The sequence below is a fragment of the Streptomyces sp. SP17BM10 genome (assembly GCF_036322405.1).
Lineage (GTDB): Bacteria > Actinomycetota > Actinomycetes > Streptomycetales > Streptomycetaceae > Kitasatospora.
On record NZ_JAQYXB010000334.1, the window covers coordinates 12392 to 30596 of the forward strand.

Consider the following 18205-nt stretch of genomic DNA (forward strand, 5'->3'; position numbering starts at 1 on the left):
AGGGCGTTCATCACCCGCATCCCTCCCGTCACGGCACCGGCTTCCGGCAACCGTTACGCTTCACCAGCGAAAACGCCCCATAAAGACCGAAATGACATTCGAATCGTTCCTCTGCCGCCCCATGCGGCACTGATGATGAGAATTTCCTTTGACCCCGCACCACCTGCATCCGCCGGACTCCCGACCGAGTCATGGTGAAAGAACGTGCTTCCACGGGCGTCACCCCGAGTGACGCCCGCGCGCGTTCTCACCCGCCCACCCCGCGGGTGACGCCGCACCCGAGCCCACAGACCCGACCCAGGAACCGGAGCCGAGGACCACCCCCCATGGACGCACGCCAGGACACGGCCGGCCCAGGCACGCTGCACCGCCCCCACCCCGGGTACGCGGCCGCCTGGCCGGCGGCCCAGCCCGCCCACCCGCGCAGCCTGCTCGACATCATCGCCGCCACCGCGCACGCCCACCCCCACGCGCCCGCCCTGGACACCGGCACCCGGGTCCTGGACTACCGCACCCTCCTGCAGGAGGTCGACGCCCTCGCCGCCACCCTGGCCGGCCACGGCATCGGATGCGGCGACCGCGTCGGCGTGCGCATCCCCTCCGGCACCGCCGACCTGTACGTCGCGATCCTCGCCGTCCTGCGCTGCGGCGCCGCCTACGTGCCGGTGGACGCCGACGACCCCGACGAGCGCGCCGACATGATCTGGCACGACGCCCGGGTGTGCGCCGTCATCGGCGCCGGCCACCAGCTGAGCGCCGGCCCCCAGGCCCGCCCCTCGGGCCGCCCCGCCTGGCCCTCGCCCGCCGACGACGCGTGGATCATCTTCACCTCCGGCACCACCGGCCGCCCCAAGGGCGTCGCCGTCACCCACCGCTCGGCCGCCGCCTTCGTCGACGCCGAGGCCCGCCTGTTCCTCCAGCCGCAGCCGCTGGGCCCCGGCGACCGCGTCCTGGCGGGCCTGTCGGTGGCCTTCGACGCCTCCTGCGAGGAGATGTGGATCGCCTGGCGCCACGGCGCCTGCCTGGTGCCCGCCCCCCGCTCCCTGGTCAAGGCCGGCACCGACCTCGGCCCCTGGCTCGTCGAACGCCGCATCACCGCCGTCTCCACCGTCCCCACCCTGCTCGCCCTGTGGCCCCAGGAATGCCTGGCCGCGGTGCGCCTGATCATCGTCGGCGGCGAGGCCTGCCCCGCCGAACTCGTCGAACGCCTGGCCACCCCCGGACGCGAGTTCTGGAACACCTACGGCCCCACCGAGACCACCGTCGTCGCCACCGCCGCCCGCATGCTGCCCGGCCGGCCCGTGCGCATCGGCGCCCCCCTGGACGGCTGGGAGATCGCCGTCGTCGACCAGACCGGCAACCCCGTGCCCTGGTACGAGACCGGCGAACTCCTCATCACCGGCGTCGGATGCGCCCGCTACCTCGACCCCGCCAAGGACGCCGAGAAGTTCAGCCCCCACCCCGCCTTCACCTCCCCGCGCGTCTACCGCAGCGGCGACCTCGTGCGCAACGACCCCGAGGGCCTCGTCTTCGTCGGCCGCGCCGACGACCAGGTCAAACTCGGCGGCCGGCGCATCGAACTCGGCGAGATCGACGCCGCCCTCCAGGCCCTGCCCGACGTGCGCGCCGCGGCCGCCGCCGTCCGCAAGACCCCCGCCGGCGCCGACCTGCTGGTCGGCTACCTCGTCGCCCACCCCGGCACCCGCCCCGACCTCGCCACCGCCCGCCACCTGCTGCTGGAGCGCCTGCCCGCCCCGCTCGTGCCGGTCCTCGCCCTCGTGGAGTCCCTGCCCACCAAGACCTCCGGCAAGGTCGACCGCCACGCCCTGCCCTGGCCCCTGGCCACCACCGGCCACCAGGACGGCGCCACCGGCCCCCTGGAGGGCACCGCCGGCTGGCTCGCCGCCCACTGGCAGGCCCTGCTCGGCACGACCCCCGGCGCCGGCGACGACTTCTTCGCCCTCGGCGGCTCCAGCCTCACCGCCGCCCGCCTCGTCTCCGAACTGCGCACCCGCTACCCCGGCGTGTCCGTCGCCGACCTCTACGCCCACCCCGCCCTGAGCGCGATGGCCGCCCACCTCGACACCCTCGCACCACCCCCCACCGAAACCCACGCCCCACCGGCCCCCGCGCCCCGGCCGCGCCACGTGCGCCGCACCCCCGCCGGCGCCGGCCTGTGGCAGACCATCGCCCTGTTCGCCCTGTTCACCCTCGCCGGCCTGCGCTGGGTCCTCGTCCTCACCGCCCTGGACAACCTCACCGGCACCCACCTGCCCTGGGCCCCCCACTCCTCCTGGTGGCCCGTCCTCGCCGGCCTCCTCCTCTTCTACAGCGCCCCCGGCCGCACCCTGCTCGCCGCCACCGCCGCCCGCCTGCTGACCGCCGGCATCCGCCCCGGCAGCCACCCCCGCGGCGGCCACGTCCACCTGCGCCTGTGGCTCGCCGAACGCACCGTCGCCCTCTTCGGCGTCGCCGCCCTGACCGGCACCCCCTGGGCCGCCCGCTACGCCCGCATGCTCGGCTGCCGCGTCGGCAAGGACGTCCACCTGCACACCCTTCCCCCCGTCACCGGCCTCGCCCGCCTGGGCACCGGCGCCGTCCTCGAACCCGAGGCCGACATCGCCGGATGGTGGCTGGACGGCGACATCCTCCACCTCGGCCACGTCGAGGTCGGCGAAGGCGCCCGCGTCGCCACCCGCTCCACCCTCATGCCCGGCGCCCGCGTCGGCGCCGGCGCCGACATCGCCCCCGGCTCCTGCGTCACCGCCACCGTCCCGCCCCGCGAACACTGGCACGGCTCCCCGGCCCGCCCCGCCCCCCAGGCCCCCACCGGCTGGCCCCGGCACCCCGCCCCCCGCACCCGCTCACGCGCCTGGAACCTCGCCTACGCCACCGGCCTGACCCTCTTCGGCCTCCTGCCCCTGCTCGCCGCCACACCGGCCCTCATGATCATCTACCCGATGATCGACGCCGACCGCACCCTGGGCCAGGTCATCCTCCAACTCCTGCCCCTCACCCTCCCCCTGACGATCCTCACCCTCCTGTGCCACGCCACGCTCATAGTCCTGGCCGTGCGCCTCTTCTCCCGCCCCCTGCGCCCCGGCCACCACCCCGCCCACGGCAAGGTCGCCTTCTGCGCCTGGGCCGTCCACCGCCTCACCGACACCGCCCGCCGCACCCTCTTCCCCCTCTACGCCAGCCTCTTCACCCCCCTGTGGCTGCGCCTGCTCGGAGCGAGGATCGGCCGGCGCGTCGAAGCCTCCACGGTCCTGTCCCTGCCCGGCCTCATGCGCGTGGACGACGGCGCCTTCCTCGCCGACGACACCCTCCTCGCCCCCTACGAGGTCCGCGGCGGCTGGCTGCACCTGGGCCCCGCCCAGGTCGGCAAGCGCTCCTTCGTCGGCAACTCCGCCATCGTCGGCCCCGGCCGCCACCTGCCCGACAACTCCCTGGTCGGCGTCCTGTCCGACACCCCCGCCCACGCCCCCGAGGGCTCCTCCTGGCTCGGGCGCCCCGCCTTCGCCCTGCCCCGCGTCGCCGACACCGGCGGCGAGGCCCGCACCTACGACCCGCCCCGGCGCCTGATGTGGGCGCGCGCCGGCGTCGAGCTGTGCCGGCTGCTGCCGATCGTCCTGGCCGTCATCCTCGGCGACCTCGTCCTCGCCGCCTTCCAGGAGATCCGCGACGACTACGGCGTGCCCACCGCCATCGCCACCGGCGGACTGGTCCTCGCCCTGGCCGCCGTCGTCGCCTGCGCCCTGACCACCGCCGCCAAGTGGCTGCTCGTCGGCCGCTTCCGCACCGACGAGCACCCCCTGTGGTCCTCCTTCGTGTGGCGCAACGAGCTCTACGACACCTTCGTCGAGGAACTCGCCATGCCCTTCGGCGGCTCCAGCATCACCGGCACCCCCTACCTCAACTGGTGGCTGCGCAGCCTCGGCGCCCGCATCGGGCGGGGCGTGTGGTGCGAGACCCACTGGCTGCCCGAGAGCGACCTCGTCACCGTCGGGGCCGGCGCCAGCGTCAACCGCGGCACCGTCCTGCAGACCCACCTCTTCCACGACCGCGTCATGCGCCTGGGCACCGTCCACCTCGGCGCCGGCTCCACCACCGGGCCGCACTCCATCGTGCTGCTCAACTCCGCCCTGGGCGAGGGCACCACCGTCGGCCCGGCCTCCCTGGTCATGCGCGGCGAGAACGTCCCCGCCTCCACCCGCTGGCTCGGCAACCCCGTCGCCGCGTGGAACACCGACCCCACCCCGCCGCCCGGGCGCCGCGCCGGCCGGGGAAGACGCCGCGCCACGGTGTGAGCGGCGTCACGCCGGTGAAGCGATGAGTGCGCGGTGCGATCACGGTCCAATCCCGTGGAACGCACCGCGCACCGCATCTTCCCGGGAGGACGACCCACCATGACCGCAGCACCCGCCAAGGGCCCCGCCGGCTACTTCCCCGCCATCGAGAAGAAGTACGGCCGCCCCGTCACCGAGTGGCAGGACCTCATCCGCTCCAGCCCGCTCACCCGGCACATGGAACTCCTCGCCTGGCTCAAGGCCGAGCACGGCCTGGGCCACGGGCACGCCAACGCCCTCGTCGCCCACACCCTCGCCCAGGCCTCCTGAACGGGCCCCGAAACGGCGGCGGGGGCCGGGGCCGCCTCCGGCACGATCGGAGGGAAGGCGGCCCCGGCCCCGGCCCCGGCCCCGGCACGGGCGCCCGCGCCGGGGGCCGGGGGCCCGTTCGGCAACCTCGACAGGACGTGAGGTCAACCCCGGACCGGAGCCGGACTTGCCGTCAGGCCCGCGCGGGCGCCAGCCGGCCCGGCATCCGCCAGCCCTCCGCCAGGCGCGAGGGCGACAGGCGCCGCCCGTCGCCGAAGAACTCGCAGAACTTCATGATCAGCGGGTCCCAGCCCACCGGGTCCACGTAGTGGTCGCTGCCCGGCACGAGCAGGCGCTCGTCCACGTGCGCGCGCACCACCTCCACCTCGAAGGCCGTGCACCGCTCGTTGCCCGCCAGCGGGTTCGCCGCCACCAGCCGGCACTCCAGCTGCACCGGGCACTGCGCCGCGCGCGGCGCCCGCACCAGCTCCCCGGGCAGCTCGGTCAGCCCCGCCGCCTCGAACTTGCGCGGCTCGTAGCGGTAGCCCTGCTCGCGCCGGTACTCGGAGACGACCGGATTGCCGGTCAAAAGCGCCAGCCGGTCGACGGCGTCGACCATCGCCGAGGAGGGCAGGTTGAGCACGCACTCACGCTCGCGCAGCAGGTTCGCGGACGTCTGCGCGCTGTCGCCCAGCCCCAGCAGACACGACCGGCCCAGCCACCACGCGGACGACATCGGCGCCAGGTTCGCGCTGCCGTCCGCGTTGCGGGAGCCGATCAGCACCACCGGGGTGCCGAAGTAGAGGACCTTGAGATCGGTGACCTTGTGCATGCCCCCGACTGTGCCCCGGCCCCGCACGCGGCGCTGGCGGGGATCGGACGCCGCGTTCGGAGCTCTTCTGCGGGGGCTGCTAGAGGATGTCGCCGTGCGCGGTGACCGTGCGGGCCCGGCCGTCGGTCAGGCGGTACGACAGGCCCACCACGCCCACCGTGCCCTCGGCGACCTTCGCCGCCAGCAGCTGCGAACGCTCCAGCAGCAGGTCCACGCTCTGACGGATGTGCTCGTCGACGATCGCGTCCGGGTCCCCGATGCCCGCCGCCCTGGCCGACACCACACTCGACGTCACCCGCTCCACCACGTCCCGCACGAAACCGCCCGGCAGCCGGCCCTCGTCCACCGCGTCCAGGGCCGCCGCCACCGCGCCGCACGAGTCGTGGCCCAGCACGATCACCAGCGGGCAGTCCAGCACGCTCACCCCGTACTCGATGCTCCCCAGCACCTCCGGCCCGGCCACGTGCCCGGCCGTGCGCACCACGAACAGGTCACCCAGACCCTGGTCGAAGATGATCTCGGCCGCCAGGCGCGAGTCCGAGCAGCCGAACAGCACCGCGAACGGGCGCTGCGCCGGGGCGAGCGCCGCCCGGCGCCCGGCGTCCTGGTTGGGGTGCTCGGGGGAGCTGGCGACGAAGCGGGCGTTGCCCTCCAGCAGCGTCTGCAGGGCGTGGCGGGGGCCGGATATCGGGGAGGAGATCATGCCAGCACCCTAGATCGCCGCCCCCCGCACCCGCAGGCCGGGGGGCTCCGGCGCAGGTCAGGCCCCCGGCCGGCCCGTGGAGACCAGCACGCGCACCGTCGAGCCGGCCGGGACCACGGCGCCGGCGGACGGCCCGGTGGACACCACCCTCCCGGGCGGGCACGTTCCCGTCCGTCACCTCGTGGACCTCCCAGCGCAGGTCCGCCTCCCGCAGCACCCGCACGGCCGCCTCCCGGGTGAAGCCGGTGAGCGCCGGGGCCACCGTGGTGTCCGCCGCCGGGGCGGCGAACTGCCGGCCGCGGACCCGAGGTGGACGCTCACCCTGCTCGCCGCCGAGGCCACGACGGCACCGGATACCGCCGACGCCGAGCTTGCCGCCGTCGACTCCGGCACCCGGCCCTGCACCCCGGCCGGCTACCCGAGGCTGGAGTTCCGCCAGGGCAAGGGCCCGCAGGCCCGGGGGAGCGGCGAGGGCGCCCCGGTGGCGGCGACGCTCGGCGCGGGCGGGCAGGCGGTGTTCGCGCTGCGCTGGTCCGGGCCCGACGACAAGGGCCCCGGCGGCACCCGCACCCCGCCCGTGCGTGACGGCGACGGTCGCGAACTCGCAGCGGTAGTAGGAGTGCCGGATCAGCTCGCGGGAGGTCTCCAGCGCGCTCGCGACGTGCATCGGCGCGCCCTCGGGCAGCACCAGGGCGTCCACCAGGGCCTGCATGCCCTCGTAGTGCGGGGCTACGCCCCACGCACGCGGGTCGGGGGCAGGAGTGTTCACCGGTGCGGTGTCGCCGTCCGGCGACGGGTGGTGCCACCGGTTTTGCGGGGCAGGATGGAGGACATGACGACTCGTCCGCCCGTGCCCGAGGCCGCCCGTGACGCGCTGGAGGGGCTCGCCCTCGGGGACGCGTTCGGGGAGCGCTGGTTCCCGTTGTTCCGCCCGGCCCCCGAGGCCCACCGGGACATCCGCGCGCGCCGCACGCCCGAGGAGTCGCCCTGGCACTGGACGGACGACACGGCGATGGCCCTGTCCGTCCACAAGGTCCTCACCGTCCACGGCACCGTCGACCAGGACGCCCTCGCCGCCGCCTTCGGCGCCGCCTACCGCGCCGACGCCTACCGCGGCTACGGCGCCGGCATGCACCGCCTGCTGCCCGCCCTCGCCGACGACCCGCCCTCCTGGCGCACCCGCACGCGCGAACTCTTCGACGGCCAGGGAAGCTTCGGCAACGGCGCCGCGATGCGCGCCGCCCCGCTGGGCGCCTGGTTCGCCGGCGACGCCAAGGAGGCCGCCCGGCAGGCGGCGCTGTCCGCCGAGGTCACCCACGCCCATCCCGAGGGCGTGGCCGGGGCCGTCGCGGTGGCCGTCGCCGCCTCGCTGGCCGCCGCCTCGCGCGGCGCACCGGCCCCCCACGGCGAGGAGTTCCTCAAGCAGGTCCTGCGCCACACCCCCGCCGGAGAGGTCCGCAACACCCTCGCCCTGGCCTGCGCGGTGCGCCCCGACGTCCGGCCGTGGCGGGCCGCCGACCTGCTCGGCAACGGGCAGCGCGTCAGCGCCGCCGACACCGTCCCCTTCGCGCTGTGGTCGGCGGCCGTGCACCTCGACAGCCTCACCGACGCGCTGTGGAGCACCGCCGAGGGCCTCGGCGACGTCGACACCACCTGCGCGATCACCGCCGGCACGGTCGCCGCCCGCACCGGTCTTGCCGGCGCCGACCCGGTGTGGCTGCAGCGGCGCGAGGCCCTGCCGCAGTGGGTGGGGGAGGGCTGAGGCCTGTGCGCGGGACGGCTGGGCCCCCGGCTCCCCTGCGGCCGGGGGCCCGGGTCAGTTCCCGGGCTCGTCGCAGTGGCCCAGGCGCAGGTAGGTGAGCGCGGCCTGGACGAGCAGGGCCACCGCCACCGCGGGGACCACCGGCCAGGGCATCACGTGGACCATCGCCAGGACGGTCAGGAGCAGCAGCGCCGGGAACAGCACCGGCAGGACGGAGATCACGGCCACGCGCGCCCGCACGCGCCCGGGCACGGCGTTCACGCGTCGCTCCGGCGGGCGCGGTCGAGGAAGTCGGCGAGTTCGCGCCACTGGTCGGCGGGGGCGTCACTCCGGCCGCAGACGGCGGCCGGGTCCTCGTGCCAGGCGCCGCGCACGGCGTCGGACAGGGAGCGGTCGCCGCCGGAGAACAGGGCGCCCAGTTCGTCGATGCGCCGCACGACGCGCCGGACCTCCTGGCCGGCCGGGTCGGCGCCGGAGCGGCGCAGGGCCTCGGCGCGGCGGTAGAGCTGGGGCCACTCGACGTCGAGGTAGTAGTGGGCGGCGGGGCCGAGCGCGGCGGCGTGCTCGCGCAGGGCGTCGATCTGGTCGTCGTCGAGGTGGCGGCGCAGCGCGGGTTCGGTGGCGGGGGTGGCGGTGCCGCGCATGGCCTGCAGGACGCGGATGAGGGCGGCGGTGTCGGGGGTGCGCTCGGCGGCGAGTTCGCCGTGGACGTGGGCCAGGCGCTCGCGCAGCGCGCTCAGGCAGGCGAGGGCGGCGTCGACGCCGACGAGGTGTTCGCCGACCAGGCGCAGCGGGTCGATGCCGGCGTCCAGGCAGGTGGCGATGGTCTCCAGACCGAGGCCCAGGCGGCGCAGGGCCAGGACGAGGTAGAGGCGGACGACGTCCTGCTCGGTGTACTCGCGGTGCCCGGCGGGGGTGCGGCGCGAGGGGCTGAGGAGACCGGTGTGGTCCCAGTGGTGCAGGGTGCGCACGGTCAGCCCGCTCGCCTCGGCGAGGGGGCCGACCTTCCACGTCTGTTCGCAGGTCATGGCGCAACGATGCCTCCTGACGTCGGGTGAGGTTCAAGCGGTGGGCGCGCGGAGGACTTCTCGCAGGACGGTGGGCAGGCGGGTGTCGTCGTCGGCGAGCGGTGCCGGGGCGCTCGCCTGCCGGGCGATGTGGCCGTCGGGGCGCACGAGGACGGTGCGCTCCAGCGGGCCTCGGGTCGGGCAGAGGCCGCCGGGGTCCGAAGGCGTCGAGGGCGGCAGGGCAGTACTCGCGGGGCGGGGAGCGGAGCTGGTTGGAGATCTGCTGGCGGTTGCACGTCGCGTCCTGCTGGGCTCAGACCGTCACCGCGATCGCGCGGACGGCAGCGGTGCGGGTGGAGCGCCAGGAGGCTCGGGCCTGGCTCCTTCGCCAACAGGCTTGAAAGCGTTCCAGCGCCCTGCCCGGCGCCGGAGCGCCGCCGCACCCCCGTGGCGGCGGCGCTCCGCCCGCCCCGTCCGTTCCCGGCCGGTGCGGCATCAGGCGGCGCCGGCGAGGGCGTAGTCGGGCAGGTCGATGTCGCCGGCCTTGGCGAACTGGGCGGCCAGGATGGTGCGCATCGGCCAGCGGCCCATCATCCGCATGGAGGCGGCGCGCAGGCGGATCATCGTGGCGCTGTTGGGGGCGTAGCCGTTCATGCCGCCGGGCGGCAGTTCCTGGGAGCGGGTGACGTAGGGGCGCATCAGCTCCTCGTAGCGGGCGAACGCGGCGCGGTGGCCGGAGCCGGCGGCGCGGGCGGCGGCCAGTTCGCCGGCCAGCAGGTAGGCGCCGACCAGGGCGAGACTGGTGCCCAGGCCCGTGAGCGGGCTGGGGCAGTAGCCGGCGTCGCCGACCAGGGCGACGCGACCGCGGGTGTAGTGGTCGAGGTGGATCTGCCCGTAGGAGTCGAAGAAGAAGTCCTCGGCGCGGGCCATGCCCGCCAGCAGCCGCTCCACCTCCCAGCCGGCGCCGGCGAAGCGCTCGGCGAGCAGGCGCCGCTGGGCGGCGGTGTCGCGCCGGTCCAGGCCCAGCGGCGCCGAGCGGAAGCTCAGCGAGGCCTTGACCTCGCCGGGCAGCCGGCCCGGGCGGGCACCGGCGACCAGGCCGCCGGGCGCGTTGTACATCAGGAACCAGCCGTCGAGGTCGATCTCGTCGCGGACGGTGAACCAGGCGTTGTAGCCGCCCAGCGGCTTGAAGTGCCCGCCGTCGTCCCCGAAGGCCAGGCGGCGCACCGTCGAGTGCAGGCCGTCGGCGCCGATGACCAGGGCGAAGCGGCGCGGCGCGGACCTCTCGAAGGTGACGCTCACGCCGCTCTCGTCCTCGGCGAGGGCCGTGACGGTGTCGTCGAAGACGTACTCGGCCTCGTGGGCGGTGGAGCGGTACAGCAGGTCGGCGAGGTCGCCGCGCAGGATCTCGATCTCGGCGACGATGCCCTCGCCCTCGAACAGCTCGACCGGCATCCGCGCCGTCAGCCGCCCCCTGCGGTCGACGAGTCCGAGCCCGCGCTGGTCGACGGTGAGCGCGCGGGCCTGCTCCATGAGCCCCATCCGCTCGATGACGGTGCGCCCCGCGCCGCGCAGGTCCACGTTCTGCCCGCCGGGGCGCGGGGCGGGGGCGCGCTCGACGATGACGGGGTTGAAGCCGCCCCGGCGCAGCCAGTGGGCGAGGACGGGGCCGGCGATGCCGCCGCCGGAGATCAGGACGTCGTCGCTGCCGTCGCTGTCCATGGTGGGCGTGGTGGGCGTGGTGGGCGCGGTGGTGTTCTCCATGCTTCGAATGTACGGCGTACGCAGCGCACTCAACAAGCCCCATCTGCACGGTATCTGTCGACACCGCACTAGTGCACTAGGGTGCTCGGGCGGGCCGGCGGACCGGTCGCGCAGGCAGGGCGGGGCGGGTGGTGCACTAGTGCGGCCGACGGGCGGCGCGAAAATTCCTTCCGCCCCGGCCCCGGCCCTCGGCGCCCGCCGGCCCTCGCGCACCTGCGGGCGCCGCCCGAGAGCCGGCGTCGCCGTCACGACCGCCCGCAGGTCGCACAGACCCCCCGCACAGACCCCCGCACAGACCCCCGCGCGGACCGGGGAGTTCGTTGTCGGTCCCGGTTCGTAGGATCGCCGCATGCCCGATGCCTTCACCGTTCTGTGGACCCAGGGGACCTGCACCGACCTGCGCAAGGCCGGCCTCGAGGGCCGGCGCCCGCCGGTCGCCTTCAGCGGCATCCACACCTCCCTGCCCGCCTGGTCGGGTGCGCGGCCCGGGGACGAGGTGTACGCGGTGCAGGTCAAGCAGTGCGAGGTGTTCCTGGTCAGCCGCATGCGGATCGTCGACCGCGAACGGCGCGAGTGCTGCGGCCCCGCCCCGCAGTCCTGGCGCGAGCGGCCCTTCCCCGGCCACCACGACTGGGCGATGCTCGGCGGCTGCGGCGCCGAACCCGTCCACCTCGACGCCACCCCCGTGCGCTTCGACCTGGCCGTCCCCGGAGCCCTCCTGCCCCGCCTCACCTGGCGCAACCAGCGCGGGCGCACCCGGGGCCTGAAGTACGTCGTCGACGGCCGACTCGAACGCGCCGTCAGCCTCCAGGGCTTCTACCGCCTCACCGAGGAATCCGCCCGCGACCTGGCCGCCCTCCACGACGACGCGGGAAAGGGATTGAAGAGCCGATGATCAAGCTGGTAGCTTCTGCGTCGACCGCGACACCGCACGAGGAGGTGAGACCCATGACCGCAGGACCCACGTGGGTGCTCCCCCTTCCCGTCACGGCCGGCGACTGACACGGATGTCGCCGGGAGCGCCCCTCATCAGGCACTCCCGAAAGGCATCCGCCATGAACACTCTCCTCATCACCGCCGAGTCCACCGCCGGCGGCATCGTCGAGCGCGACTTCACCCTCGACGGCATCCCCGGCGTCCTGTGGTCCCCCGAGTCCGCCACCGGCCCCGCGCCGCTGGTCCTCCAGGCCCACGGCGGCGGCAACCACAAGAAGCACCCCGCGATGGCGGGCCGCGCCAGGCGCCTCGTGCACGGCTGCGGCTACCACGTGGCCGTCCTCGACGCACCCGGCCACGGCGACCGGCCGCGCACCGAGCACGACGAGCAGGAGATCGCCGCCCTGTTCGCGGCCCGCGCGGCCGGCGAGCCGGAGGGCCCCATCGTGGTCCGCTACAACGACCACCTGGCCAGGACCGCCGTGCCCGAGCACCACGCGCTGCTGGACGCCCTCCAGCAACTCCCCGAGATCGGCACCGACGGGCCGGTCGGCTTCTGGGGCATCAACATGGGCACCGCGATCGGCGTGCCGTTCGTGGCCGCCGAGCCCCGGATCACCGCCGCCGTCTTCGGCCAGCACTGGCCCCACGCACTGGCCGACCACGCCAAGCGGATCACCGTCCCGATCGAGTTCGACCTGCAGTGGGACGACGAGCACATCTCCCGCGAGGACGGCCTCGCGCTGTTCACCGCCTTCGCCTCGGCGGAGAAGTCCCTGCACGTCAACTCCGGCAAGCACAAGGAACTGCCGCGCTTCGAGGTCGACAGCGCGGTCCGCTTCTTCGCCCGCCACCTCGGCACGGCAGCCCTCCCGGCGCCCATCCCGGCAGCCTGACGCGCACGGCGGCGGCGCCCGGCCCACCGGCCGGGCGCCACACCCCGGCGCGGCGTCAGAACTCCCCGCCCACCCCCAGGTCCTGGCGCATCGCGTGCCGCAGGGCCTTGATGAGCGGCCACAGTTCGTCCTGCGCCCGGGCGGCGGACGCCACGCTCTCACCGGGCCGCGCGTTGTCCTGCTCCAGGCGCTTGACCATCCCGTACACACGGGTGAGCGCCTGGTTCGCCTCGTCGCCCGGAGCTATCACGGCATCGGGCGCGACCATCAGCGTCTCGGACCAGTGGTTGCGGTGCGCGTCCTTGGCCTCCTCCAACGCCCGCACATCACCCTCGTCGGGCCTCCGCTCCCGCAGGACGTGCAGATGACGGGTGAGCGCGGTCGCGAACTGCCGGGCGTCGCGGTACAGCCGGGTGTAGCACTCACGCCGCAGAGCGAGGCTCTCCCGGGCCTCCTGGAAACCGCGGGCGAGCTCCAACTCCCGCCGCTTGGCCCGCTCGGCACCCCGCTGGGTCAGCAACGCGGCCCCGAGAGTCCCCGCCACACCCACCACCGCGACCGCCGCCCCCGCTACGTCCATCCGGTCACCCTAAAGGGCGCCATCACCTACTCGACCGCCACGGCCCGGCCCGCTGCGCCGCTGGCGCGGGTCCACTGGACCAGGCGGTCGAGCACCGCCAGCACGACGTCCTGCCGCCCGGGCGGCAGGAAGGGCCAGCTCAGCCAGGCCGGAGCGGACAACAGCACGACGGCCAGGAGCGGCAGGGCGAACAGCGCGGTCAGAAACGGGCGTGACAGCCACGCGGGCATGCGTCGACCTCCAGATGAAGTCCCCCGAAGGGGAGCTGTGTGCTGGACGGCGACACGAACTGGGCACCCCACGCGCTCACGCGCATGAAGTCTCCGGCCAGAGCCGACATCCAGTGACCCGCCCCGACTCTACCCCCAACTCTCCCGCGCCAAGCCCTGGTTCGGCGTGATCAGCTTCGCATCCGCTCCCACGGCGGGCCACCGGCTCACCCAAGACGCCGGCCCTGCCGGATTCCCGCTCCTCCGCCCCCCTTCGCCATCCACGCGTGGCAGAGACGTTCGCAGCGGCTATCGGGGTGGCGGCGGAGGACGAGCGCGACGATGCCGCGCGGCATGTTCCTGTAGACGCCGGCCAGTCGGCCGACGGAGACCTCGACCCCCGTCTCCTCGCGGACCTGGCGGCGGAGGCCGTCCTCGGCGTCGTTGATCACGAGTGGGAGGGGGAGCAGGGCCGGGGAGCGGGAAGTGGGCGGGACCGACGTCCTGTGCTGGGTCGGTTCAGGCGGCGGGGTGGATGTCGGTGCCCCGGGACCAGAGTTCCTCGACGTGCTCGGCGAAGCGGTCGAACATGCCGCTCTCCTCGCTGCGCCGCAGATGCATCATGGGCGAGTCGTGGCCGACGGCGCGGGCGAGGTGGGGCGTGACGAGGGCGTGCTCGTCGAAGCGGAATACCGAGAGCCCGATGTGATTGGGGCCGTCGTCCGGGGCGCTGAAGCGGGTTTCGATGCCGTCGGTGCCGGTGAGCTTGGCGAGGTTCTCCAGCGTGATCCTGATCCGTGTTGACACGGTGAGGGTCACGTCCTCGATCCGCTCGCGCTGGCGGGTCGTGTCGGATCCGGGATCCCCGAGGAGGAAACGGATTCGGCAGCCGCCGTCGGCCTTGCGGCGAAGGGTTTGCAGGAGAGCGGGCTGCTCCAGCCAGACGAAGTAGTTGGTGTATCCCGCGAGGATGATGTCGGTCCGAGCCTCGGCGATCAAGTGCCCCCACACCGACTGCGGGCAGGCCGATCGGTAGGGATAGACAGCGAAGACCTCCCGGTCGTGCCCGGTCTTGACGTTCGCCCGGACGGTGTTCGGCCAGATCACGCGTTCATCAACCCCTAAAGCCGCGCAGACATCGATACGGTTCCGCTGATGCGGCACGAGAGACGCATCAGAGAGCCAGCGTTCCACGGTCTTAGGTGTAACACCGATCCGGGCCGCCAGTTGACGGGGTGACACCCGAGCTGCCGCCATACCTTGCTGAAGCGCAGTATTCAAGGGGGAGTCCTGAGACGTTTGGGCTTTCTTGGACGATAGCGCCAAGAGATGCCAGCTGTCCGTGAGATGGAACGTCTATAGGCCGTATGGGTGCCGATGATCCTCACGTAGGCCACGTGATGGGAGTCGTGCAGATGGAAGCAGTTGCGATCGAGGACGTGTCCGGGCCGTCCCGGAGGCTTGCCGGAAGGGCGCTTCGCGAGCTCCCCGGGTACGGGGTTCGCTGGGACCCGGACGCCCGGTGCTACCGGGTGCGCAACGAGGTCACGGGGGAGTGGCTGCGCAGCCACTCCACCGGTGAACTCGCCTCCTTCCGCTCCTTCTGTGCCGCCTTCTCCGCGTGGCGGGTCTTCGAGGTGCACAAGAGGCTGGGGGAGTGATGGGGTCCGCCCTCAGCCGCGCTACTGCCGATCAGCGCCGTGAAGCCGCCCTCGTCGCCGACGACTTGGCGGCCGTTCTCGCCCTCCGTGGCGTCGAGTTGCCGTCTCTCGAAGTGGATTGGGACTTCGGGCGCCGCACGGGCTGCTATCTGATCTCCCTCGGGGCCGCCCGTGCCTGCGAGGTGGAGCGGATCGTCGAACTGCTCCGCAAGGGGCTGCACTTCGAGCGGCTGACGGATGACGGCGGCTGACCTCGCCGCCCGTCTCCTCTGGCTGCTGTGCTTCGCCGTCCTGATCAACTGGTGTTTCCGGAACAGGAAGTAGCACTCCTCCATGCGCGACCCTCGGCTCCTCGCCAAGCCGCCCGTGTGCCGGCTCGGCTGCCTCGCCCTCGTCCGTAACCCCCGTGGCGACGTCCTGCTCGTCGACCCCGACTACATGGACGGCCTCATCCTGCCCGGCGGCGCCGCCCGTCCCGACGAGCCGCCGCACGAGGCCGCCGCCCGCCATCTCCTCGACGCCACCGGCATCGCCCTGCGCTTCACCCACCTCCTCACCGTCGACTACACGCCCGCCGACCGCTACCTGGAGCGCCTCAACCTCGTCATCGACGGCGGCACCACCACCTCCGAGCCCTCCGCCCCCTCCCGGCGCCGCACCGGGCTGCTCGGGGCGTGTTTCGTCCCCGTCGCCCGACTGCCCGCCGTCATGGCGCCCGCGCAGGCCGCGCGGGTGGGGGAGGCGCTGGTGGGGCGGGTGGTTCCGTTACTTCTGTGTGGGCAGCGTGCTTAAGCTTCGCGCCGATCGCGTGTACGAACGGCAGAAGGAATGTGAATGCTGAGGCTCACGGGGTACCGGCCCTGGGTGTTGGGCGTCGGGGCGCTCGTCGTTGCCGGGCTCGGGACCGGCGGGGCCCTGCTGGCCTTCGGTGCCGGGGAGTCCGACCTCGCGCAGACCCTCTGCGGCCAGCCCCGCGCCAAGGGCACCCCGCTCGGCACGCTGCTGCCCAAGGGCCGTCCGGGTGCCGACGAGCGCAAGGTGCAGGCGGCGGGCAACGGGCAGGGGGCGCAGACGTCCTGCACGATCTCCGTCGACGGCCAGGAGGCGCTGAGCATCGTCCTGTTCGGCCTCGGGCCCGACCAGCCGTCCGCCACCGACGGGCACGACCTGCGGGCCCTGGTGGGGCGCGGGCCGATCACCGGGGGCGGCGGGTCCGGCGTGACCGAGTACTGGGCGGGCAGCCGCACGGACGTCGTCAGCGCCACCGTCCTCGCCCAGGCCCCGATCCGGCCCAGGGCGCACGCCGACTCCACCGCCTTCGACCGCGCCCTCGGCCAGCTCGCGCAGGCCGTCGTCACCGGGCAGCAGCAGGACGTGTGCCGTTAGGCAGGTGGGGCGCGGGCGGGGCCGGGGCCGAATGTGCCGAACGGCGGCGCCGACGCCGTGCACCGGCGCCGAGGGGGCCAATGCCCGCAGTCCGGGGCGCGGCGCAGCGGCTGCCGGCGTTCTCGGGCCGGGATCCGCGCTGGACCCCGGCCGCCGGCTGAGCCGCCGGAGCATTCCCGTTACGGCGTGGCCATCAGTGTCTTCAGCAGGTCCTCGCCCAGGCCCAGGCCCGTGGCGGAGACGTCGGTGAGGCGGTAGCTGCGGTACCAGTCGGCGGGCGCCTCCGGGTGGGGCCCGCTGACGGCGACGCGGCCGGTTCCGTAGGCGGCGACGGCGACGGCGATGCGGCCGTTGGTGTAGCGGGCCAGGACGTCGGCGCCGGGGCCGTCGAGGTCGAAGTAGGGGCCGTCCTGGAAGTACATCGGCTGCTTGTGGCCGCGCCAGCTGACGTCGACGAGGCGGTCCTTGTCGTCGGTGACGCTCGCGCCGGGGGACTTGATGTACTCGCCGGAGTCGCCGGGAAGGAGGTCGTAGCCGGGGTCGCCGGCGAGGTAGCCGCCCATGCACAGGCCCAGGTAGCGTCCGCCGCCGCGCACGTAGTCGCGGATCAGCTCGGGGCGGAAGCCGGGGGTGCGGCGCAGCAGGTCCCACGCGGTGGTGACCTCCTGGCCGTTGGTGCCGCCGGGTTGGACGTACAGGGCGGCGCCGGTCAGCGCGGAGGGGCCGAAGCGCAGGTCCTCGTCGGGGCCGATGAAGCGGACGGTGAAGCCGTTGCGCTCCAGCAGGTCCTGTGCGGCCTCGGAGCAGCCGTCGCACGCGGCGGGGCCCCGGTAGACGACGGCCAGGGGGCGGGCCGGGTCCGTGCTCGCGGGGGCGGCGGCCGGCGCGGTGGGCGCGGGCGCGGCGTCCTGCGAGCGGTCGTCGGCCTGCGGCGCTGCGCAGCCGGTGCTCGCCGCCAGCAGTGCGGCGGCCAGGCCCAGTGCCGCCGCGGCCCGGGTGGGACGGCGCCCACGCGTCATCGGCTGTTCCCCCAACGTCGTGCCCTCAACGTCGTGCCCCCAACGTCGTGCCCTCAATGGTCGTGCGCTCAAAGGTCGTTCCCCCGACGCCGCCGCGGGCCCGTGGGGCCTCTGGGGCCCGTGGGTGCGGCGTGCAGCGATGACGCTACGGGGTGATGGCGGTGGGTGTACAACCGGCCGGGCGGCGTGCGCGTGGCCATGGCGGAAAGGGGGGATGCGGTGCAGGGTCGGGGCGGTGGTGCTCGAGGTGGCCGGGGGTGAGATCCCCGGGCTGTCCGAGGGTTTCACGGGCCGGCCCGAAAATCCCAGGCCACGACGCCCGGACTCGGCGATCATGGCGGCCATGACGGATACGAACGGACCGGAGCCGCTGGGCATATGTCTCGTGGCCAATGTCGCTCAGGAGACCAGCCACGGCGAGGGCGGGCTGGAGATCCGCAAGGGGCTGCGGCACTTCGCGCCGGGGGCGAAGGTGTGGATCGCGCCGCCGGCCTGGGGTGACGGCGGCGAGCGGGTCATCGTGGCCGGGCGTCATCGGGGTACCAGCCGCCGGTACATGCGGATCGTCATCGAGCGCCGGTTCCTGACGAACTTCCGGGTCCGTGCCGTCTACAGCCCGGCGCTGCTGCGTGCGCTGACAGGGGCGGAACCCGGTGAGGAGAAGGAGTTCGGCGCCCACTTCCTGTGGCCCGCGGAACAGGCGGAGAGCTGGGCACGCTCCTGGAACACGCCGACGACGCAGGCCCGGGTGGAAGGCGCCCGCCGCCGGACCCGCCTGGTCGCCGATCCTCCGCCGCTGGAACCGTCGCCGACGACCGGCTGAGGGAAGCGGCCCGGCCCCTTCCCGCCGGT

21 protein-coding genes and 1 pseudogene are annotated in these 18205 nt (G+C 74.3%); 11 read left to right on the forward strand and 11 right to left on the reverse strand.

The window, feature by feature from the left end:
- Positions 1 to 326 precede the first annotated feature (326 nt).
- Positions 327 to 4310, forward strand: a complete 3984-nt coding sequence (locus tag PUR71_RS02075) for a Pls/PosA family non-ribosomal peptide synthetase (RefSeq protein ID WP_329924555.1) — start codon at positions 327 to 329, stop codon at positions 4308 to 4310.
- A 99-nt stretch (positions 4311 to 4409) separates the two neighbouring features.
- The gene (locus PUR71_RS02080) at positions 4410 to 4619 is read left to right on the forward strand and encodes a DUF4287 domain-containing protein (RefSeq protein WP_329924556.1); all 210 of its coding nucleotides are present in this window, start codon (positions 4410 to 4412) and stop codon (positions 4617 to 4619) included.
- A 172-nt stretch (positions 4620 to 4791) separates the two neighbouring features.
- On the opposite strand, the gene PUR71_RS02085 is transcribed toward PUR71_RS02080, so the two are convergent.
- The 3 genes from PUR71_RS02085 to PUR71_RS40965 all read right to left on the reverse strand — a co-directional run bounded on the left by PUR71_RS02085 (position 4792) and on the right by PUR71_RS40965 (position 6280).
- A complete protein-coding gene (locus tag PUR71_RS02085) occupies positions 4792 to 5430 on the reverse strand; it encodes a flavin reductase family protein (RefSeq protein ID WP_329924557.1) in 639 nt (212 codons plus the stop codon).
- A 79-nt stretch (positions 5431 to 5509) separates the two neighbouring features.
- Positions 5510 to 6133 (reverse strand): carbonic anhydrase, encoded by a 624-nt coding sequence (locus tag PUR71_RS02090; RefSeq protein WP_329924558.1) that lies wholly within the window; start codon positions 6131 to 6133, stop codon positions 5510 to 5512.
- A gap of 57 nt (positions 6134 to 6190) precedes the next feature.
- Positions 6191 to 6280 (reverse strand): hypothetical protein, encoded by a 90-nt coding sequence (locus PUR71_RS40965; protein ID WP_443077322.1) that lies wholly within the window; start codon positions 6278 to 6280, stop codon positions 6191 to 6193.
- 34 nt (positions 6281 to 6314) lie between these two features.
- Between PUR71_RS40965 and PUR71_RS02095 the strand changes: the two are divergent.
- A pseudogene (locus PUR71_RS02095) lies at positions 6315 to 6692 on the forward strand (DUF4232 domain-containing protein); the annotation flags it as partial.
- 264 nt (positions 6693 to 6956) lie between these two features.
- On the forward strand, positions 6957 to 7895 hold the full coding sequence (locus PUR71_RS02100; RefSeq protein ID WP_329924604.1) for an ADP-ribosylglycohydrolase family protein: 939 nt from the start codon (positions 6957 to 6959) through the stop codon (positions 7893 to 7895).
- A gap of 54 nt (positions 7896 to 7949) precedes the next feature.
- On the opposite strand, the gene PUR71_RS02105 is transcribed toward PUR71_RS02100, so the two are convergent.
- The 3 genes from PUR71_RS02105 to PUR71_RS02115 all read right to left on the reverse strand — a co-directional run bounded on the left by PUR71_RS02105 (position 7950) and on the right by PUR71_RS02115 (position 10666).
- The gene (locus PUR71_RS02105) at positions 7950 to 8156 is read right to left on the reverse strand and encodes a hypothetical protein (protein ID WP_329924559.1); all 207 of its coding nucleotides are present in this window, start codon (positions 8154 to 8156) and stop codon (positions 7950 to 7952) included.
- Positions 8153 to 8923 (reverse strand): MerR family transcriptional regulator, encoded by a 771-nt coding sequence (locus PUR71_RS02110; protein ID WP_329924560.1) that lies wholly within the window; start codon positions 8921 to 8923, stop codon positions 8153 to 8155. Before PUR71_RS02110 ends, PUR71_RS02105 begins: the two co-directional genes overlap by 4 nt.
- A 474-nt stretch (positions 8924 to 9397) precedes the next feature.
- Complete coding sequence (locus PUR71_RS02115) at positions 9398 to 10666, reverse strand: FAD-dependent monooxygenase (protein WP_329924561.1); 1269 nt, start codon at positions 10664 to 10666, stop codon at positions 9398 to 9400.
- 349 nt (positions 10667 to 11015) lie between these two features.
- On the opposite strand from PUR71_RS02115, the gene PUR71_RS02120 reads away from it, so the two are divergent.
- Together PUR71_RS02120 and PUR71_RS02125 are read left to right on the forward strand one after the other, a co-directional pair.
- The gene (locus tag PUR71_RS02120) at positions 11016 to 11561 is read left to right on the forward strand and encodes a hypothetical protein (RefSeq protein ID WP_329924562.1); all 546 of its coding nucleotides are present in this window, start codon (positions 11016 to 11018) and stop codon (positions 11559 to 11561) included.
- Between the two features lie 160 nt (positions 11562 to 11721).
- Positions 11722 to 12498, forward strand: coding sequence for an alpha/beta hydrolase (locus tag PUR71_RS02125; RefSeq protein ID WP_329924563.1), 777 nt, complete (start codon positions 11722 to 11724; stop codon positions 12496 to 12498).
- 55 nt (positions 12499 to 12553) lie between these two features.
- On the opposite strand, the gene PUR71_RS02130 is transcribed toward PUR71_RS02125, so the two are convergent.
- The 4 genes from PUR71_RS02130 to PUR71_RS02145 all read right to left on the reverse strand — a co-directional run bounded on the left by PUR71_RS02130 (position 12554) and on the right by PUR71_RS02145 (position 14481).
- Positions 12554 to 13078, reverse strand: coding sequence for a hypothetical protein (locus tag PUR71_RS02130; protein WP_329924564.1), 525 nt, complete (start codon positions 13076 to 13078; stop codon positions 12554 to 12556).
- Positions 13079 to 13104: 26 nt separating this feature from the next.
- The gene (locus PUR71_RS02135; protein ID WP_329924565.1) at positions 13105 to 13308 is read right to left on the reverse strand and encodes a hypothetical protein; all 204 of its coding nucleotides are present in this window, start codon (positions 13306 to 13308) and stop codon (positions 13105 to 13107) included.
- 206 nt (positions 13309 to 13514) lie between these two features.
- Complete coding sequence (locus PUR71_RS02140; protein ID WP_329924566.1) at positions 13515 to 13739, reverse strand: hypothetical protein; 225 nt, start codon at positions 13737 to 13739, stop codon at positions 13515 to 13517.
- Positions 13740 to 13806: 67 nt separating this feature from the next.
- Positions 13807 to 14481 (reverse strand): DUF5919 domain-containing protein, encoded by a 675-nt coding sequence (locus tag PUR71_RS02145; protein WP_329924567.1) that lies wholly within the window; start codon positions 14479 to 14481, stop codon positions 13807 to 13809.
- Between the two features lie 221 nt (positions 14482 to 14702).
- On the opposite strand from PUR71_RS02145, the gene PUR71_RS02150 reads away from it, so the two are divergent.
- The 4 genes from PUR71_RS02150 to PUR71_RS02165 all read left to right on the forward strand — a co-directional run bounded on the left by PUR71_RS02150 (position 14703) and on the right by PUR71_RS02165 (position 16334).
- Complete coding sequence (locus tag PUR71_RS02150; protein ID WP_329924568.1) at positions 14703 to 14948, forward strand: hypothetical protein; 246 nt, start codon at positions 14703 to 14705, stop codon at positions 14946 to 14948.
- Positions 14948 to 15199 (forward strand): hypothetical protein, encoded by a 252-nt coding sequence (locus PUR71_RS02155; protein WP_329924569.1) that lies wholly within the window; start codon positions 14948 to 14950, stop codon positions 15197 to 15199. The genes PUR71_RS02150 and PUR71_RS02155 overlap by 1 nt, the downstream gene beginning before the upstream one ends.
- 82 nt (positions 15200 to 15281) lie before the next feature.
- Entirely contained in the window at positions 15282 to 15740 is a 459-nt protein-coding gene (locus PUR71_RS02160; protein WP_329924570.1) for an NUDIX domain-containing protein, read from the forward strand.
- A 42-nt stretch (positions 15741 to 15782) separates the two neighbouring features.
- Positions 15783 to 16334 carry a hypothetical protein gene (locus PUR71_RS02165; RefSeq protein ID WP_329924571.1) on the forward strand — a complete coding sequence of 184 codons (552 nt, stop codon included), beginning with the start codon at positions 15783 to 15785 and terminating at the stop codon, positions 16332 to 16334.
- Between the two features lie 179 nt (positions 16335 to 16513).
- Here PUR71_RS02165 and PUR71_RS02170 read toward each other — a convergent pair whose 3' ends face one another.
- Positions 16514 to 17353, reverse strand: a complete 840-nt coding sequence (locus tag PUR71_RS02170; protein ID WP_329924572.1) for a BPL-N domain-containing protein — start codon at positions 17351 to 17353, stop codon at positions 16514 to 16516.
- A gap of 235 nt (positions 17354 to 17588) precedes the next feature.
- Between PUR71_RS02170 and PUR71_RS02175 the strand changes: the two genes are divergently transcribed.
- Complete coding sequence (locus PUR71_RS02175; protein WP_329924573.1) at positions 17589 to 18176, forward strand: hypothetical protein; 588 nt, start codon at positions 17589 to 17591, stop codon at positions 18174 to 18176.
- The last annotated feature ends 29 nt before the right edge of the window (positions 18177 to 18205 follow it).

Coding starts and splice junctions, on each gene's coding strand:
- PUR71_RS02110 (WP_329924560.1), bottom strand. CDS start 8,923: ATGACCTGCGAACAGACGTGGAAGGTCGGCCCCCTCGCCGAGGCGAGC.
- PUR71_RS02080 (WP_329924556.1), top strand. CDS start 4,410: ATGACCGCAGCACCCGCCAAGGGCCCCGCCGGCTACTTCCCCGCCATC.
- PUR71_RS02130 (WP_329924564.1), bottom strand. CDS start 13,078: ATGGACGTAGCGGGGGCGGCGGTCGCGGTGGTGGGTGTGGCGGGGACT.
- PUR71_RS02155 (WP_329924569.1), top strand. CDS start 14,948: ATGGGGTCCGCCCTCAGCCGCGCTACTGCCGATCAGCGCCGTGAAGCC.
- PUR71_RS02100 (WP_329924604.1), top strand. CDS start 6,957: ATGGAGGACATGACGACTCGTCCGCCCGTGCCCGAGGCCGCCCGTGAC.
- PUR71_RS02120 (WP_329924562.1), top strand. CDS start 11,016: ATGCCCGATGCCTTCACCGTTCTGTGGACCCAGGGGACCTGCACCGAC.
- PUR71_RS02075 (WP_329924555.1), top strand. CDS start 327: ATGGACGCACGCCAGGACACGGCCGGCCCAGGCACGCTGCACCGCCCC.
- PUR71_RS02090 (WP_329924558.1), bottom strand. CDS start 6,133: ATGATCTCCTCCCCGATATCCGGCCCCCGCCACGCCCTGCAGACGCTG.
- PUR71_RS02160 (WP_329924570.1), top strand. CDS start 15,282: ATGCGCGACCCTCGGCTCCTCGCCAAGCCGCCCGTGTGCCGGCTCGGC.
- PUR71_RS02085 (WP_329924557.1), bottom strand. CDS start 5,430: ATGCACAAGGTCACCGATCTCAAGGTCCTCTACTTCGGCACCCCGGTG.
- PUR71_RS02125 (WP_329924563.1), top strand. CDS start 11,722: ATGAACACTCTCCTCATCACCGCCGAGTCCACCGCCGGCGGCATCGTC.
- PUR71_RS02150 (WP_329924568.1), top strand. CDS start 14,703: ATGGAAGCAGTTGCGATCGAGGACGTGTCCGGGCCGTCCCGGAGGCTT.
- PUR71_RS02115 (WP_329924561.1), bottom strand. CDS start 10,666: ATGGAGAACACCACCGCGCCCACCACGCCCACCACGCCCACCATGGAC.
- PUR71_RS02170 (WP_329924572.1), bottom strand. CDS start 17,353: ATGACGCGTGGGCGCCGTCCCACCCGGGCCGCGGCGGCACTGGGCCTG.
- PUR71_RS02135 (WP_329924565.1), bottom strand. CDS start 13,308: ATGCCCGCGTGGCTGTCACGCCCGTTTCTGACCGCGCTGTTCGCCCTG.
- PUR71_RS02165 (WP_329924571.1), top strand. CDS start 15,783: ATGCTGAGGCTCACGGGGTACCGGCCCTGGGTGTTGGGCGTCGGGGCG.